Annotated in this window: 13 protein-coding genes; 7 read left to right on the top strand and 6 right to left on the bottom strand. The window is 67.3% G+C overall.

Features of this window, described 5'->3' with window-relative positions:
* Window positions 1-58: 58 nt before the first annotated feature.
* Window positions 59-3631, top strand: coding sequence for a BREX-2 system adenine-specific DNA-methyltransferase PglX (pglX, locus tag AB0I41_RS27325; RefSeq protein WP_357113240.1), 3573 nt, complete (start codon window positions 59-61; stop codon window positions 3629-3631).
* Window positions 3628-4848 (top strand): hypothetical protein, encoded by a 1221-nt coding sequence (locus AB0I41_RS27320; RefSeq protein ID WP_357113238.1) that lies wholly within the window; start codon window positions 3628-3630, stop codon window positions 4846-4848. Before pglX ends, AB0I41_RS27320 begins: the two co-directional genes overlap by 4 nt.
* Window positions 4849-5183: 335 nt before the next feature.
* Here AB0I41_RS27320 and AB0I41_RS27315 read toward each other — a convergent pair whose 3' ends face one another.
* The gene (locus tag AB0I41_RS27315; protein ID WP_357113236.1) at window positions 5184-5861 is read right to left on the bottom strand and encodes a hypothetical protein; all 678 of its coding nucleotides are present in this window, start codon (window positions 5859-5861) and stop codon (window positions 5184-5186) included.
* Window positions 5862-5992: 131 nt separating this feature from the next.
* Between AB0I41_RS27315 and AB0I41_RS27310 the strand changes: the two genes are divergently transcribed.
* Window positions 5993-7051, top strand: a complete 1059-nt coding sequence (locus AB0I41_RS27310; RefSeq protein ID WP_357113234.1) for a hypothetical protein — start codon at window positions 5993-5995, stop codon at window positions 7049-7051.
* A gap of 305 nt (window positions 7052-7356) precedes the next feature.
* On the opposite strand, the gene AB0I41_RS27305 is transcribed toward AB0I41_RS27310, so the two are convergent.
* A complete protein-coding gene (locus tag AB0I41_RS27305) occupies window positions 7357-7557 on the bottom strand; it encodes a hypothetical protein (protein ID WP_357113232.1) in 201 nt (66 codons plus the stop codon).
* 378 nt (window positions 7558-7935) lie between these two features.
* On the opposite strand from AB0I41_RS27305, the gene AB0I41_RS27300 reads away from it, so the two are divergent.
* Window positions 7936-9705 (top strand): sialidase family protein, encoded by a 1770-nt coding sequence (locus AB0I41_RS27300; RefSeq protein ID WP_357113230.1) that lies wholly within the window; start codon window positions 7936-7938, stop codon window positions 9703-9705.
* Entirely contained in the window at window positions 9702-10181 is a 480-nt protein-coding gene (locus tag AB0I41_RS27295) for a hypothetical protein (RefSeq protein WP_357113228.1), read from the top strand. Before AB0I41_RS27300 ends, AB0I41_RS27295 begins: the two co-directional genes overlap by 4 nt.
* A 120-nt stretch (window positions 10182-10301) precedes the next feature.
* On the opposite strand, the gene AB0I41_RS27290 is transcribed toward AB0I41_RS27295, so the two are convergent.
* The 4 genes from AB0I41_RS27290 to AB0I41_RS27275 form a co-directional block, all read right to left on the bottom strand.
* Window positions 10302-11618, bottom strand: coding sequence for a hypothetical protein (locus AB0I41_RS27290; RefSeq protein ID WP_357113226.1), 1317 nt, complete (start codon window positions 11616-11618; stop codon window positions 10302-10304).
* A gap of 985 nt (window positions 11619-12603) precedes the next feature.
* Window positions 12604-13491 carry a hypothetical protein gene (locus tag AB0I41_RS27285; RefSeq protein WP_357113225.1) on the bottom strand — a complete coding sequence of 296 codons (888 nt, stop codon included), beginning with the start codon at window positions 13489-13491 and terminating at the stop codon, window positions 12604-12606.
* Window position 13492: 1 nt separating this feature from the next.
* Entirely contained in the window at window positions 13493-15490 is a 1998-nt protein-coding gene (locus AB0I41_RS27280) for a hypothetical protein (protein WP_357113223.1), read from the bottom strand.
* Between the two features lie 185 nt (window positions 15491-15675).
* Window positions 15676-16452 carry a hypothetical protein gene (locus AB0I41_RS27275; protein ID WP_357113280.1) on the bottom strand — a complete coding sequence of 259 codons (777 nt, stop codon included), beginning with the start codon at window positions 16450-16452 and terminating at the stop codon, window positions 15676-15678.
* Window positions 16453-16663: 211 nt separating this feature from the next.
* Between AB0I41_RS27275 and AB0I41_RS27270 the strand changes: the two genes are divergently transcribed.
* Window positions 16664-17203 (top strand): Pycsar system effector family protein, encoded by a 540-nt coding sequence (locus AB0I41_RS27270; RefSeq protein ID WP_357113221.1) that lies wholly within the window; start codon window positions 16664-16666, stop codon window positions 17201-17203.
* A gap of 74 nt (window positions 17204-17277) precedes the next feature.
* Window positions 17278-17742: cyclic nucleotide-binding domain-containing protein (locus AB0I41_RS27265; protein ID WP_357113219.1), on the top strand; the 465-nt coding region annotated here is incomplete at its 3' end.

Genomic DNA, 17742 nt, shown 5'->3' with positions numbered 1-17742 from the left:
GCCAGAACGGGCCTTGCGGGTACCCCCGTCCCGTGGGCGGGACGACTAGAGTCTTCGTGTGATCGACCGGAAGCTGCTCTTGTCCGACCTGCAGAAGCAGGTCAAGAACCTGGAGAAGGACCTGCGGGAGCAGGCCGAATCGGTCGAGGAGGTGCGCCTGCGGCTGCGTGGCGAGTACGACCACGCCTTCAAGGTCGGGCGTACCGCCGCCACCTGGGCGGCCTGGCGCGACGAGCGGGTGACCCAGGTCGCGGTCGCCTGGATGCTCGGCACCGTGTTCGTACGCTTCTGCGAGGACAACGGCCTGCTGCCCGACCCCTACCTGGCCGGGCCGGGGGACCGGCTGGTGCTGGCCGAGGAGGCCGAGGCGCAGTTCTTCCGGGAGCGGCCCGAGGAGACGCTGCGCGGCTGGCTGGAGCAGGGCTTCGATGCCATCGCCAGCACCCAGGCCGGCAAGTCGCTCTTCGACAAGCGGCACAATCCGCTCTACCAGATCCCGCTGTCTCACGATGCGGCCAAGGAGCTGATCGGCTTCTGGCGCCGGCGCACCGAGCAGGGCGACCTGGTGCACAAGTTCCGCGACGAGTTGTGGGACACGCGCTTCCTCGGCGACCTCTACCAGGACCTGTCCGAGGCGGCCCGGAAGACCTACGCACTGCTCCAGACACCGGAGTTCGTAGAGGAGTTCATCCTCGACCTCACGCTGACTCCGGCGATCGCCGAGTTCGGCCACGACGTGGTCAAGATGATCGACCCGACCTGCGGCTCGGGCCACTTCGTCCTCGGTGCCTTCCACCGGCTTTTGAAGGAGTGGGAGCAGCACGCCCCCAACCGCGACCCCCACGAGCGGGTACGCCTCGCCCTCGACGTCGTCCACGGCGTCGACATCAACCCCTTCGCGGTGGCCATCGCCCGCTTCCGCCTCCTCGTCGCCGCCCTGCGCGCCTGCAACGTCAAGACCCTCGCCGACACGGCCAGCTACGTCTTCCCGCTGCACCTGGCGGTCGGGGACTCGCTGATCAAGCACCGTCCGGGGACGCTGTTCGGTGACGATCCGATGACGGAGTTCGCCTACGCGACGGAGGACGTGCTGGAGCACCCCGGCATCCTGAGCGTTGGCCGCTACCACGCCGTGGTGGGTAACCCGCCCTACATCACCGTCAAGGACAAGGGCCTCAACGAGGCCTACCGCGACATGTATGACGCCTGCTCTGGCAAGTACGCCCTGTCGGTGCCCTTCTCGCAGCGGTTCTTCCAGCTTGCGAAGACCGCTGACGCGAACGGCACGGGCGCTGGTCATGTCGGGCAGATCACCGCCAACTCGTTCATGAAGCGCGAGTTCGGCAAGAAGATGATCGAAAAGCTGTTCGCCGTCGAGGTCAACCTGACCCACGTCATCGACACCTCCGGCGCCTACATCCCCGGCCACGGCACCCCGACCGTCATCCTGGTCGGCCGCAACACGAACCTGAACCGGGCCGGCACGATCCGCACCGTCATGGGCATCCGCGGCGAGCCCAGCGCGCCCACTAATCCCAGCCAGGGCCTCGTCTGGCAGGCAATCGTCGGCCAGGTGCACAGACCCGGCTCCGAGAGCGAGTGGGTCAGTGTCAGCGATCTCGCCCGGGCGCAGTTGGCACACCATCCGTGGAGCCTCAGCGGCGGAGGGGCGGACGCCCTGCTTGCGGCTCTGGAATCGTTGCCGGCCAGGCTCTCCGCGATCGCAGATTCAGTTGGCATCACCTCGGTCACGGGCGAGGACGATCTTTACCTGCTTCCCATCAACGGGGCCCGGGACAGGCTTCGCGTTAATGACACCCGTGCTCTCGTGACGGGCGACGTGATCCGTGACTATCTGACCGCCGTCGATGCGGAGGCCGTGTGGGTTTACGACGAGAACCTGCGCCCGCTGCCGCTCCGAAAGCAGGCGGGCAATGCCGCCTACCTTTATCCCTTTCGAACCGCGATTTCTGGCAGGAAGCGGTTCGGCGTGCCGATGCTTCAGCGCGGGATGGTCTGGTGGGAATGGCAGGAGGTCTACCCGAACAAGCTGCGGACGCCGTTGACGATCACGTTCGGTGAGGTGGCGACGCACAACCACTTCGTGTTCGACCGGGGTGGGAAGGTCTTCAAGCAGACTGCGCCGGTGATCAAGCTACCGGAAGGGTCGTCGGAGGACGACCACCTTCGGCTGCTCGGCTTGCTCAACAGTTCGACCGCCTGCTTCTGGCTCAAGCAGGTTTGCCACGGCAAGGGGAATGGAGGCGTTAACGAGGGCTATCGAGGCGATGAGTGGGAAGAGTTTTACCAGTTCAACGGTACGAACGTGCAGCGGTTTCCGCTGCCCGAGGCGTACCCGCTGGAATTGAGCCGGGGGATCGACGGGTTGGCGCAGCGGCTCGCCACAGTGACCCCGGCGGCGGTCGCGGCTTCTGGCGTGCCTACCCGCGAGTGGCTGAGTGCCGCTCGCGACGAGTGGCACTCGGTGCGGACGCGGATGATCGCGTTGCAGGAGGAGTTGGACTGGCAGGTCTACTCGCTCTACGGGCTGCTGGACGAGGAGTTGACCGTCCCGGCCGGCTCGGTGCCGGAGTTGAAGCTGGGGGAGCGGACGTTCGAGATCGTGCTCGCCCGCAAGGTGGCCGCCGGCGAGACCGAGACGGTGTGGTTTGCCCGGCACTCCTCGACCCCGATCACAGAGCTGCCGGCGCACTGGTCGGACGAGTACCGGGCGGTCGTGGAGCGGCGGATCGCGATCATTGAGGGTAACCGCAACATCGGGCTGATCGAGCGGCCGGAGTGCAAGCGGCGTTGGGCCAGCGAGGGCTGGGACGCGATGCAGGCGAAGGCGCTGCGCGACTGGCTGCTGGACCGGTGCGAGGCGCGGGAGCTGTGGTACCAGCACGTCGACGGGCTCGAGCAGCCGCGCCCGCTGACCACCGCGCAGCTCGCCGACGAGCTGCGCCGCGACGCCGACGTGCTCACCGTCGCCAACCTCTACGCGCCCGGTCAGGATCTCGGCAAGGTGGTCGCCGACCTGGTCGCCGACGAGCACGTGCCGCACCTGGCCGCGTTGCGCTACAAGGACTCCGGGCTGGCCAAGCGCGCCGACTGGGAGCAGGTGTGGGAGCTGCAGCGGCAGGAGGACGCGCTGCCCGACGAGGCGGCGAAGCGGGAGTTCCGCAAGCAGATCCCGGTGCCGCCGAAGTACACCTCGGCGGACTTCCTCAAGACCAGCTACTGGCGGCATCGGGGCAAGCTCGACGTGCCCAAGGAGCGGTTCGTCTCGTACCCGGGTGCCGGCCGCGACGGTGACCCGTCGCTGCTGGTCGGCTGGGCCGGCTGGGACCACCGCGAGCAGGCCCAGGCCCTGGCCACCCTGATCGTGGCCCGCGAGCAGGAGGACGGCTGGGCCGCCGACCGGCTGCTCCCGCTGGTCGCGGGGGTGCGCGAGATCCTCCCCTGGGTACGCCAGTGGCACGGCGAGTTCGACCCGGAGTGGGGCGCCTCGCCGGCGGACATCTACGCCGGCTTCCTCGCCGAGACCACCAACCGCCTCCACCTCACCGACGAGGCACTGACGTCGTGGCGACCGGCCAAGGCGACCCGCGTCCGCAAGGTCAAGGCATGACGACCGCCGACCCGATCCCCGCCGCGTCCACCGCATGGTGGTTGCCGGAGTATGTCGACGAACTGGCCGACGCCCTGGCGCAGCGCCGGTCCCGGCTCTGGCAGCTCACCAGTCCGGGCGAGCTGGCCGCGTGGGCGCTCGCCGAGCCCGAGCCGGCGCCGCTCGACCCGGGGCCGGCCGCGTTCGAGGGCGACTGGGCGGATGGGCTCGACGGAACCCAGCAGGCGGCGTGGGCGCTCGCGGGCTGGGTTACCCGGATGACAGTGCCCGAAGCCGCGGCGACCGCCGGCAGGCACTGGCTGCTGTCCCGGGTCGACCAGGGCGGCGGGCCACTGCTGCGGCTGACGGTGGGCGTACTGGAAACCTTCGGCGTCCTGGAGGACGGCGCGGAAGTGTGGCTCCGGGTCCTCGCGGCGCCGCTCGACAGCGCCGTCGAAGCCGGCGCGCTCGACGAGGAGGAGTGGGAGCGGCGAGGTGTCGAACTCCTGCGGGACGGCACCAAGACACTCTCCGAAGACAAGTACCTGCTGCGCTGCCCGGACATCCGTACCGCGCAGTGGTTGCTGCGGCAGCCGCCGGTCATGGCCGGCGCGCGGATGCTCAACGGGTGGGTGGCCGCCGGCCCATTCCCCTTCAAGAGCAGGTACCGGCCGGAGATCGCGGCACGCGCCTGGCTGGCCGCCGAGACGCTGCTCGGTGCTGAGTCGCCGGCGGCGTCCCCCATGGGTGGCCAGGGCTTCGACCGGCCGTACACCGGCTCGGCCGTGCCCGCCGAACTGCCCGCGCAGCGGTCGTTTGACGCAGCGGCCTACCGGGCCGGGGTGAACGAACACGACCGACTCTGCCGAGCGTTGGTCGACCACCTTGCCGCGTCAGGGCTACGGGTCGGCGCCGGGCTTGCTGGAGTGAATATCGACCTGGCCTGGCGAGACACCAAGGGGCGGCAGTTCATCGCCGAGGTGAAGAGCGTGGTCGGCGGCAACGAGGTCGAGCAGCTCCGGCTCGGCCTCGGCCAGGTCCTCGAATACCGTCACCGGCTGGCGACGCTCGGAATGTGGGTGACGCCCGTCCTGATCGTATCGAGATTTACGGACCGGGCTTGGCCGGCCATCTGCAGTGAGAACCACGTCATCCTGCTGCAGGGTGAGGGCACTTCGGATTGGACGGTTGCGCTGACAAGAGGCCGCGAGCCACACGCCGGTGCTGGTGATCGATGAAGCCGAGGCGTGCAGAGGAGGAGGCGCAGCGCTCGGCTCCCTGGCACCCACCGCGCCCCGGTCGCGTCCGATCCGCGCTGCTGCGGTACGTGCCTCGGGCGGAGGCCGTCGCGTCGGGGCCCGACGCCCGCAACGGGCGGCAGCCGACCCGAAGCGACCACTGGGTCGAAGGCTTCGTCCGCCGACTACCCCCGGGGCGCAGGCATCCCCGACCAGCTCGACCTGCACCGCGAGGCGGTCCGCGCCGTCGAGGTGGTTGACTAGCCGCTTTCCGAGGGACACACCTACGTGCGGCGCCACCACCGTACTGGTTCCCGTAAGGCTCGCCGGAAAGGTTAACGGGCGGCTGCGGCAGCGTACCGGTCCACCTGTTTGTCGAGCAGGTCAGCGACGACATCGGCGTCGGCGCTCATGAGGCCGCCGGCGCCGGTCGAGATGAGCGTCGGCCCCACGACGGCAAATCCCTGCAAGACCGTCGCGCTCTGCGTCTCGATGCGTACCCCGAGGCTGTCATCGCCCATCTTTGGCAGGTTCATCAGCGCGTAGGTGAGCTTCTGTCCCTCCGAGGAGTCCTTCTTGCAGGTTTCCAGCGTCTCGGCCATCTTGGCGAACGAAGCCTTCGCCTGGTCGGCGTTGGCGTACTGCCGTAGGGCGATCGACGCGATCTCGGTCTTCAGGCCGCCACCCTTCTGATACGCAGCGGAAACCTTGATCTTCGCCGTGTACGGCTGCCGGTAGTTGCAGAACGTCTTGTCAGGACCGTCCTCGTCCTTGGACGGGTCCTCGCTGTAGCCAGCCGGCATCTCCTTGAGCGTGAGCAGCGCCTTGGCGAGTGCGGCCCTGTCGAGAATCTTGTAGCTCGGTGCTGCCGGAGTGGCGGCAGCCGCCGAGGACGAGGCGGTGACCGCCGAAGCCGCAGACTGCGGTGCGGCATCGCCACCGCCACAGCCGACGAGCGCCGACATCGCGGTGACAACGGTGGCGACGAGCACGGTGGTGCGGGTGGCGGTCATCAGAGCATCCCTCTACCTGGCAAAATCACGGTAGACGCAGCCTAGTGGGGTGCGACCCATGAGGTGGGCGCGGCGTTCGAGCCACCCTTCGGCACCCTTGACGGCCACCGATCTTTCGACAGACTCATCGGGTGGGCTTGTTCGAGATGACCGCCGACGGGGAACTCGTTCCCGTGCCGTCCTCCACCTTCGCCGCCGAGCAGATCCTGGAGCGCGCGGACCTTCAACGCGCCCTTCGCGAGCACATCGCCGCCCTTGGGGAGGACCTGCTGGTCGTCGCCGAGGAGTTTGGTGACTTCGAGGTACGCCGACGAATCGACCTGCTCTGCGTCGACCGCAGTGGCCGGCTCGTGGTCGTGGAGCTCAAGCGCACCGAGGACGGCGGTCACATGGAGCTCCAAGCGCTCCGGTACGCCGCGATGGTCTCGGCGATGACGTTCGAGCAACTCGTCGACACGTACCAGCGGCACCTCGCCCAGACCGATCCCGAGAACGCCGACGGTGCAAGGGAGCGCCTCGCCGAGTGGCTGGACGAGGCCGGCGGCGACTCCGCAGTCATTCAGCGTCAGGTCCGGATCATCCTCGCCTCCGCCGGCTTCGATCCGCAGATCACCACGACCGTACTTTGGCTCAACGACATCTACGGCTTGGACATCACCTGTGTCCGCCTGACGCCGTACCGGATCGGGGAGCGGAGACTCCTCGACGTGCAGCAGGTCATCCCGCTGCCCGAGGCCGCGGAACTCACCGTTCAGTTGCGCCGCCGGGAGACCGCCGCACGAGCCGCTGAAGCGAGCAGCGGCCGGGACCTGACCAGGTACGTGATCATCACGCCGTCGCGGAGGACGGGAGCGTTGCCGAAGCGTAGAGCGCTGCTGGCACTCATCAGCGCGCTGCACGAAGCCGGTGTGGACGTCGCCCGGATGGCAGAGGTGCTCCCCGGATGGCCGCGGTTGCTACCGGTCGACGGCATTCTCATCGGTGAAGCACATCAAGAAACCTTCGTTCGGGCCCACGGAAGCGGCCGTCAGCTTGAGCGATGGTTCTTTGAGAGCCCCATCCATCGAGACGGCAGGACCTGGGTGCTCTCGAAGATGTGGGGCGCGGACACGGTGGACGCCCTCGATGCTCTACTCGGCCTGGCGCCGACACCCGGATACGACTACGAGCCGGTCGGGGCGCAGTCGTGACTTCGCCGCACGCTTCCCGGACGGCCTGGCTCTCACGGGCATCGAGCACTGCGCCGCGCCGGAGGTGATGGCGTAGCGTGTCCTACTTGGGCATGCTGGTTTTCGATGATCGCAAACGCGGCCCCCTGCCTGCGCGTCCGGGATTCGAGCGACGCTGGGTGTGGCGGACTGACACCGACACGTGACAGCTGGCCCGGTCGTGGTGCTGCTAGTGGTCGATTTCGTCCGGCGACACATGTACTGACCGGCGGGTGGCCCGGCCGGCTGCATTGTCGGATGGACAGGCCAGAGCGAGAGCGGGAGCGTCAACTCCAGCGCGCTCGGCGGCCGTCATCGTCGTACCAGTGGTTGAGGTGATCCGGATCGGCCTTGCTGTCCTGCTGAACGCCGTGGACGTGGTCACTCATGCTTGCCAGCGACCAGATCGCGTTGGCCAGGCGGGCGTAGTCCTCGTGAGGAGTGTCGTAGCGCAGTTCGACGGTTATCGTTCGACGGACACGCGGCATGGCTTGTCTCCATTCCCGTAGGCCTGCATCTTGCCGGGAGAAGGGCTACTTGCCAAGGCAAGTTGTGTTCACCCCCGGGCCGCCTGTGGATCGCCCACCGCCGTCCACGAGCTGTCGGAGGTGTTGGCCGAGCGGGGACGGTGACAAGGGCATCCGAGCTGGCAGCAGTCGCGCGGGGCGTGGCATTCACATACTTCAACAAGTGCCTCTATTCGGAAAGTCCCTCCCACATCCTCACGATGGGGGCATCCGGCGTGCGACACCTTGTCCACGGTGTTACGTCTGGTCTGCGGCGAACGATGCAACATTCGTATCGGCGCGCCGGACGTGGCCGAGGAAGGCAGGGATGTCATGGAGCTACGTGCCAGGAGGACCCGGGTGCCCCGTTCGGTGGCGCTCGCGGCCGCGACGCTGCTGGTGATGGCGGTCGGCGGAGTGACTGCCGCCGAGGCGGCCACCCCGGGCGCCGGGACGGTGTCGTCGACCAGCCCGACCGCCACCTGGACCGGCGGGCCGTTCGCGGTGCCCAACGCGACGGCGACGACCGGCACGCTGACGTGCAACGCCGCAGCGCCCTGTGACGACTACGCGCTCACCGTCGACGTCCCGGCAGGGTACGACGCCGCCAACGACCTGAAGATCAAGGTGAGCTGGCCCAACTCCGCCGCCGACTTCGACGTCTACCTGTACGACAGCAGCGGCGCCGAGGTGGGGCAGGCGGCCTCGACCGCCGACCCGGAGACCCTGGTCGTGCCGCCGGTGGCCGGTCAGTACACGGTGCGGATCGTGCCGTTCGCCCCACTGGCCCAAAGCTACTCGGCGACCGCCGAGCTCGCGGCGAAGCCGGCCGCTCCGGCGCCAGGGCCGGTGGGTGCCGCCTCCTTCACCAACTACCCGGCACCCGGGACGCTGCCGCGCGCCCATGACGCCGGAGAGCCGTCGATCGGGGTCAACTGGAAGACCGGCAAGGTCATGTACCAGGCGTACACCGACACGTACCGGGTCTCCTTCGACGACACGAAGTCCCCGGCCACGGCGGCGTGGGAGGACAAGAGCGCCCACCTGCCCAAGTGCACGGCCAACGCCTCGCTGGACCCGATCCTCTTCACCGACCACGACACGGGCCGCACGTTCGAGTCGCAACTGGCCGGCAAGACCTCGCTGATGTGCTACACGGACGACGACGGCGAGACCTGGACCCCGTCACAGGGTGGGGGCATCAACTCCGGCGTCGACCACCAGACCGTCGGCGGCGGCCGCTGGTCACCCAACGGCGTCGGCGGCACCCCGCTCTACCCGAACGCGGTCTACTACTGCTCGCAGGACATCGCCGACGCGCTCTGCGCGACCAGTCGCGACGGGGGACTGACCTTCGGCCCGGCCGTACCCATGTACACCCTGCTGGACTGCGGCGGCCTGCACGGGCACGTCAAGGTCTCCCCGAAGGACGGCACGGTCTACGTACCCAACAAGGGCTGCGGCGGCAACCAGGCCGTCGCGGTCTCCGAGGACAACGGCCTGACCTGGCAGGTACGCAAGGTGCCGGCCAGCCTGCCGGCGGACAGCGACCCGTCCGTGGGCATCGGCTCGGACGGCACGGTTTACTTCGGCTACCAGAATGCCGACGGCCACGCGCACATCGCGGTCTCGCACGACAAGGGCCGCACCTGGGAGAGCGACCAGGACGTCGGCGCCGCGCTGGGCGTGCAGAACGTGGTGTTCCCGGCCGTCGTCGCCGGCGACCCCGACCGGGCCGCGTTCGCCTTCCTCGGCACGACGACCGGCGGCAACTACCAGGACGCCACCAACTTCACCGGCGAGTGGCACCTGTACGTCACCGTCACCTACGACGGCGGGCGCACCTGGTCGTTGACCGACGCGACGCCGAACGACGCGGTGCAGAAGGGTTCGATCTGCACCGGCGGCACCACCTGCGGCACCGACCGGAACCTGCTCGACTTCATGGACGTCCAGCTGGACAAGCAGGGCCGCGTCCTCGTCGGGTACGCCGACGGATGTACCGGCGCCTGCGCCACCGGCGGCGCGCAGAACTTCGACGCGCTGGCCACCATCGCCCGGCAGAGCGGCGGGAAGTCGCTGTTCGCCGCGTCCGACCCGGTCACGACGGAGAAGGCGAAGAAGAAGTGATCCGCGTACGAGCGGGTGCTCTCGTGCTGGCCGCCGCCGCAGCCCTCACCGGCTGCGGCGGCACCGCCGACGAGACGGACCTCGGCGATCCGGACGCCCCCGGCGCGGCGGAGCCCCGAACCGAATCCTCGGCCGCCGCCCTCGTCTGCGCCGACGCGGCGACGGCCGTGCCGCAGCCCACCGCGCTCCCGGGCGAGGTCCCGCTGCCGTCCGACGCCGTCCTCACCGGCTCCGAGGAGCGGTCCGGCGGGCGGCTGGTGGTCACGGCGGTGACGCCGGGCGACTTCCGCTCGACCCTCGCGTTCATGCAGCGGGCCTACCCGGCGGCCGGGCTGACGCTCAAGGAGGGTGAGGTCGAGGACCGCGACGCGGAGTCGAACTTCGCCGGCAAGGGTCTGGTCGGGCGCTGGACGCTGCGCGAGATACCGGACTGCGACGGCGACACCCTGGTCACCGTGCTCGTGGCCAGGGCCTGACGGAGGCGCCGAGGCCGAGCAGCACGCCGCTCGGCCTCGGCCAGAGCCTTCGACCAGCCGAAACGCTTCACCACGGAAACCGAGATCGAGGTGATCAATCAGTTTGCGCGCGGCGTCCGGTTAGGCAGCGACTGCAGGGAACACTACGAGCGATCCGTCACTGCTTCGCTCGATCTCAATCGCAACGTCAGCTTGGTGGACTCCCACGTTGAGGCCATCGCCCAAGGCGCGAAGGCGATATGCGGCTTTGAGTAGGTCGTCGACCTCGCCCTGCGTGAACATGATGCTTCGGAAACCGCCGTGACGCCTCAACTCGAGAGTCGACAGTCGAAGTAGGACTGAGTTGATGCCTGATTCCAACTCGTCGACCCGACGCTCGTCGTCGTGCAATGTTCCGATAAAGCTCTTGAACGGATTGTTCGTTCCCGCCAGTTGAGCGTGTTCAACTGCTTGAAGCACGAGCACTCGGCGTTTGAGAGCAATGGCGAGTCGGGCAAGCTCCAAGTGTGCGCGGAATGCGCCGCCTTCCTCATTGATGCCGGGGAATGCTTTCGTCAACGCAGCGACTTCAACCGGGCCGTCGGGCAGCCTAGCTAGCGCATCTTGCCATTTGGTGAGCCGACGCTTGGTTCGTTCGATCGCCGTGCTGATCGCGTACGACGAGGAATCCAGTCCTAACGACAGACCGATTCTGCCCTGGTCGAGGAGAACCGACGTCGCCTTGTCGATCGCGTCACGACAACCATCCAACTCACTGCGTTCGTTCTCGAGGTTGTCTTCGTGCAACTGCTCCAGGAGGTCGGTGATTCGCTCGATCGCTTTCTGACGTTGGTGATCAGCGTAGGCGCTGACGCCGACCGCGACGGCCATCAGCACAAGTGGCGCGGCAACTGTCAACGCTCCGGCGCTGGCCGCGGCCACACCAGCTGTGGTGGCCGAGCCGGTTGCAGCACCTGCAACAGCGGCCTTGCCGGCAACGGGCACAAACGTGGCTTGGGCTGCGATGCCGCCGGTGGAGTTGACCAGTGCGCCGCGAATACCTGCTGCAGATGCCTTCGAAGACATGGGTTTGACAAGTCCTTTACCGACTTGTGCGGCGACCTTTGCCGGTATCACCATTCGGTAGAGCACGTCACCGGTAGCGGCGACGTTCAGCGTCGGAGGCGCTGACTTCGCTGTCTGAGCCACGAGGTGCGACAACTGCTGAGCGAGGGGACTGGCTGCATGAAGCGGAATCCCGCCGTTCCGGTCGCGCTTGGTTGACATCGGATGCGCTTCCAGCGTGGCGATGGGGGAATCCGCAAGTGTTGCCAGGACTGTTCTCAGTTCTGCGAGTCGGGCCGGTGTCATGCCCTCATCGCCCAGCACGTTCGGCACGCTCACGGCCTCTGTGGCGAGTGTCCATACTGGCACGGGTGCCTTGTTGTCAGTGGTCACGTCCTGTCCCCTCCCGAACTGACGTACACCATAGGTGGTGGTAGCGACACCAACAACAACACCAGGCCGCAGACCGTGGTCCTTACCCCCACCGCTATTCGTTATCGGGCTCTTCGGACATTTGGTGGGCGTGAGGCTCGCCGGGTGATGGTCGGCGGGTAAGGGCCAACCGACCTCTCTGAGTTACTGCGCCGCGCCGAGGAGGGGCGAGACCACTTCTACCGCGCCGCTCGTGGAGTCTGTCCGTCCGCGGCGGATCAGTGGAGCAGGTCCGGCGTTCGTTGTCGGAGCCGATCACCGCCGAGCCGGTGGTGCCGGCACGGCGGCTAGATCCCGTCGGGACCGCGGCCAACCGGCGCCGCCTGCCGGAGAGCGCGTCGGTCCCGGCGGCCCTCGCCACGTCGGCCACCGCGTCGCGCGGGTACGAGGAGGGCTGGACAGGGAGGGGCTGCCCAGCTACTCGACGGGAGCCGGCCAGACCGCGGTCGATCTTCCTCGCTACGCCCCCAGGGTAGTGACCGTCGCCGTGCCTCCTGGTCAACGCAATGAGGAGCCGTCAGCCCGCCGCGACCACTGGGTGGACGGTTTCGTACGACGCCTCCCAGCCGGTGCCCATGCGTCTGCGGAGTCGATCGAGGCCCATCGCGAAGCGGTACGCGCGGCTCAGATTGTGGACCGTGCCCTCCCGGACGGTTTCACCTATGTGCGGCGCCACCGCCGGGCTCGCTGACCGCTCACCATGCCTCCCTAGGGGATGCGGCGTGACGGATATCTGACTCACTGCTCAGATCGACGGATGTCGGTAATGTGCCGCGGAACGTAAGCACGAGGGTCCTGCTCACGCAGCTTGCACCACTGTTCGACGAAGAAGGCGGACATGGGCACACCGAACTGCGACGCTGACTTGACCGCCGGCCCGCACCCAACCCCCCACAATGGCCGTCGCTGACCGCACTGGCCATGTTGCCCGGAATGGCTCAGCGGGTCAGTCTCTGCCGGGGCCGGGGGTGGAACCGTTCCGGGACGGCTTCCTCGGCTCCGCCGACGCTGCCCGTCCTTGGGACTTCAGCCGTTCGGTGAGGAATTCGAACGAGGTGGCCTTCTCATAGGCGTCGTCGCTGCGCAGTCCTTCGGCGAGCAGGTCGTCCAGCCGCTGTGCGGCCGCCTGCTGCTGAGCAATGAGTTCCTGGACGACGGCGGCAAAGTTCTCGTTGGTCATCTTCGCTGCGCCCCCGGCGACCGGACTGTCCACCAGTTTTTCCAGGATCGACAACCACTGCCGGCTGAGCCGATCGGCATACTGAGCCCGCTTCACGTCGACGTCGTACTCGCAGTCGAGCTTGATGAGCTGCTCCCAGTAGGGCCGGACGGCCTGCTTGACACTCTCATCGAGCTCCACCCACACGTACGGCTGACAGGTGACCTGCGCGCCACCGCGCTCGTAGCGCCACGGTCCCGTTTCGGCCAGCGCACGCTGCAACTCCACCTCCAGATCCCTGGCCCGGTGTGCGGCGAAATTGCGAGCGCGGGCAGCAGCCAGGCGGGTCAGTGCGCGAATGGCGTACGGCATGAAGTACTGCGCGGAGCCGCTCAGGATCTCCCGCGGGATTCCGTCGGATGACCAGACGAACGCGGCGCGGATGCGGAAGGTGAACACGTAACCTCGTGCCGGCACGATGAGCGGCGCTGACACGTCTCGTCGTTCCGTCAACCGGCCGGGTGGTGGCGGCGGTGGTGCCGACGAGATCGGCGCCGGAATGGGCTCCGGCCCCTGCAGCGCCACGAGCAGACGACGCCACAGCGTCAGCAACCATGTCCCGAACCGGTGCCACAGTCCCACCCGCGGCTCTTCTGTGCTGAAGAGGTCTGTCATGTCACCACTCCCTCATCGCGTTCTCGAGCCACCCGGGCAGGCCGTTCTGGAACTCAGTCAGTCGTACGAGATGGAACTGCAGTCGGTGCCGTAGTGCCGGAACGGCCGCCAGGTCGGTCACCAACGCACCGATCGACTTACGGAAGCTTTCATCGGAATCGGCCTTGTGCAGCCACTGGCCGAAGATCCGCCACGCCCGACGGGAGGAGAGCGTGGCGAGCAGCGACACCTGCCAGAGACGAGCGAGATCGGCAGCGTCGACCTGGCTCGCCGCGAGCTTCGTCATCAGGTCAGGAGGGGCGCTACGAAGATCGTCGACGGCCCGTGACGCCAGGGTGAGCAGGGCATTGCAGGCGTGCCGTTGCAACTGTCGCTCATCCGACCACCGCGCCAGCTCGAAGATGATCTGGTGCGCCCGGTCGGGCGAGTGAATGTAGAGCTGGTACACGCTCTCGGCCACTGCGTAGGTGTGCTGCTGCATCTGATCCTCGGCGATGCGGCGCAGGTCTGCCAGACTCCAGCTCAGGTCTGGTTGCTGAAGTCCGCTGGCATAGACGAGAGCGGCCGCGTCCCGTTGGTAGTTGCGGTAGCCGCCGGCCCAGTCCCGTACCTTCCGGCGGACGAGGTGGTGCACATTGCCGCCCATGTCCGCCGCAACGATCGCCCGGGCCGCAGCTTGACGGCTCCGAGGCCTGGGCGCGGACGCCCAACCGTCTATCAGATCTGTGCAGACCCGGTCGAAGTCGTGATGAGCGAGCAAGCCCGCCGCTTCGGCGGCCGCACGGCGCACCGGCTCGTCGTCGGAAGCGACCAAGGTGTCGAGCCACTTGAGTATCGCAGGTCTGGTGCTGTCGAATTCGTGCCACGCCTCGTCGATGATGGCGCCTCGCATGGCGCCGTCATGCAGCCATGCCGACCGGGACACGCCACCGCGTGAGCGCGCAGCCTCCCGGCCTTTCCGCCAGTCGACATCGAGTGGCCCGAGCAGCTCGGACACCGGATACTGCAACGCCATCCGGCCCCAGTCCGGCCGCTTTGCCTGCCCGTCGATCTCCTTGAGCAGCAGACCGGCAGCCTCGAAGACGTAGTGCAGCGGTTGCCAGGCGAAGACGGCGTACCCGATGCGGAAAGCTCGTTCGTGCTGGTCAGCTCGGTGGGGACGTCGTTCTCCGCCGACGACCTCGGAACGGAGGATTTCGGCTGCGCGCGCCCTTCGCCTCGGCTGGGATATTCCTACGATCTCGGCGAGTGCATCGTCGTCGGCGGGATGGCGATCCGCGACAGCCGTAGCGAGCGGCACCACCTCGCGCGGCCCGTATGTGCTCTCGAGCGCCGCACCGAGATCCTCATGCTGGAGGTATGTCTCGACCTGTCGCTCGTTCTCCTCGTCACTCAGGTCCGCACGATCGCGTAGATGGTTCTGCAGGTGCCTGCGGAAGACGGCCACAGGATCGGGGCCGCGGTGCGGCACCTCGGCGCTGTGCCTACTTCCGGCGCGTGAGTCGTCATCCCGAATCAGAAGCAGGCTGGCCGAGCGTTGCCGGAAGACCTCAGCCAGCAGACGCATCGCCTCGACATGTCTGTCGCCGGGCAGTCGCAGGACATAGCCATGACCTTCCGCGAGGCTGTCAGCCGCGCGGTGGAGGGCCTCCGGCCCGACCTCCTCGGGCAGCAGCACCTCGTGTACGCGATCCGCGCTGTGGCGTCGAGCGAGCGCGACGCACGCCGTGCTGAATCGGCCGGTGTTGGGACGGCCGGTCAGACAGGCGGTGGACCGTTCATGGAGCAATGCGGAGAGCTTGCTGTCCGCCGCCGCCCCCGCGTAGACCTTGAGGAGATCCGGCACTCCGACGAGATCCCGAATGATCGGCTTGGCGGGTGGTTGACCTTGGTAGCTGATGTGGTGGATGGTGTTGTTGTTGCCGAAGGCGTTCACCCCGCTGGCGTTGATGTCGGAGTAGCTGGCCTCGAAGTTGGTGCCGTACAGCTCCTCGCCCACCCGAGGATCTAGCCGAAGCGAGCCCGGAGGGATCTCGTCCTCCTGGTCACTGTCCGACTGGCTGCGGGCCTCTACCTGGGCGGGCGAGTCGTCCAGCGGAGCATCTTGCTTCACGACCGCCTTACGCCCACCACCGTCCTTCGGGGTGCCAGGCGCGTTGGCAGCATCTTCGGGCTGTGATTCGCTCACGAGTCCGACCGCCATGGATCCGTGTTGTCGTGCGCGCCTGAGGTGGAAATGACGTTGCCGTTTCCGTACGCGTTGACCCCGTGGGACGTGATGTTGCTGAAGACCTGGCCGCCGGGGAGGGGCTGCGGGGTAGGGACACGGCTGCGACGGCCAGCGTCACCGCTACCCTTTTCAGAGTTGCCGGCAGGACGGCGGCTTCTCTCACGGTCGTTCGCGTCGGCGTCACCGGCGATGTTCTCACCCGGCACGTAGATCCAGGCGACGGCTTCGAAGTTCTTCTCCGGCACCTTGGCCGACACCCGCTGAAAGTGCTCCGGCCTCAGGTCTTGATAATGACGGACGAGGTCCTGGTGGATCCGGTCCGAGACGATCAATGCGACCGCAGCGCCCGGGAACTGTCGCAGCGCGGCCTTGAGCTGTGGTGAGTCGATCAGCCGACAGACGGTCACGACCGCGTCGCCTGGGTAGCCGTTCGCGCCGTCGAGATGGACCAGCCCTTCATGGACGCCGATTCGTAGTCGGATCCGCGCCTCCGGAGCCAGGCCGAGGTTGTGCTCACGCAGCAGGCGATCAACGGTTGGCGTCAGCCGCGTCACCACCACCCGCTCGCTCGTTCCAGCAGGCAGGATCGCCAGTTCTCCGTCGCCTCCCTGCTGGATGAGCCAGTTGGCCCGGTCGAGGCCCAGCTCCTCGCAGGCCTCTGTCATGAGCTTCTGAAAAGCCAGTTGAGCTCGGTACTGCAGGATGTTGTCCCGTTCGCTGTAGCTCTCCATGTCCACGGCCACGAGAACGCGGCGGTCCGGATCCGTGAAGTCAGGCACGCGATCCACCCTTCAATGATGACGGTGAGCCGGTCAACGTCATCTCTATCGGTTCGGCGCGCTGGAAATTCCATAGAAGTACGGGTTGTCGCTTCACCGTCGGGTGGACGACAACCCATACTTCGACTTCATGTCCGTGTCGGCGTCCGCCTTCACTTGACGTATGGGAAACGTTCGGCGGACGGCCAGACAGCCTCACTTCGATCCGTGGCGCGATCTTCAGGTTGGCCTGGCCACGGCAGCTTCGCTCCAGACCTCTATTCGTCACGCGGATACCAAGGCCTTTGCGCTCCTGGCGATCGAGGGCGGGGTGGCAACCGCGGTCGTGGACAGAGTCGTGCCGCACTTAGTTGGCGGTGCCCCGATCACCGTCTTGCTGGCTGCGCTCCTGGTGATCCTCTTCGTCATCGGGCTCACGTCGGCCGCCTCGCTGCTCGTGCTGGCGCTTAGGCCCCGTCTCGACGGCGCCAGAGGCGCCAACCGATTCGCCTTCCCGAACCTCATCCGAGGAGAGGGCAGCCCGTCCGCGGCGTCGGTTCGACGGCACAGGGACGAAGTGTGGGACCTCGTCTCCGTACTCGCCCACATCGCGATGGCGAAGCACCTGCGGGTACGCCGGAGCATGCCATGGCTCATGGTGGCGATGGCGTCTGCTGGGGGACTGATGCTCGTCTCGACATTCTCGGCACCGGTGATGCCGTGAGCCGAGGCAGCAATCAGTAGCGATCTCGGAGCCGAACGTGAATGATGATCTCGTAGATGGAGGGGAGGCGTTACGTGGACGACACGACCTGGCTGCCCGGGACCTTCCTCGGTCGACTCGACAAGACAGCTCGGGATCGCCTCCTGGCCGTCGGGATCCGTCGTTCAGTCAAGGAGTCCCAGGTCGTGCTTCAGGAGGGTGCACTCGAGTCGCACGTCATCCTGCTGGACGATGCCCTCGCCAAGGTCACCGTCGAGATGGCAGACGGTCGACAGGCGCTGCTGGCGATCCGTATGTCCGGTGACATCGTCGGCGAGATCTCCGCGCTGAACGGCACGCCGAGGACCGCAACGGTCACCGCCTGCCGGCCTTCGATCGTTCGGATCGTCCACCACAACGCGTTCCGTGCCTTTCTTCGGTCCAATCCGGATGCCGCCATGGAGGCACGGCCCCGGCGTTGTTCCGGCTTGAGGTGTTCTGTCCAGGTTGAGGACCGGGCAGGGCTGGAGTTGTGGGACGAGCGCGACTCTGATGATCTT

It is taken from the genome of Micromonospora sp. NPDC050200 (assembly GCF_040656135.1).
In the GTDB taxonomy this organism is placed as follows: domain Bacteria; phylum Actinomycetota; class Actinomycetes; order Mycobacteriales; family Micromonosporaceae; genus Micromonospora.
The sequence above is the reverse complement of the archived record's forward strand: the minus strand, read 5'-3'. Positions and strand labels throughout refer to the sequence as shown.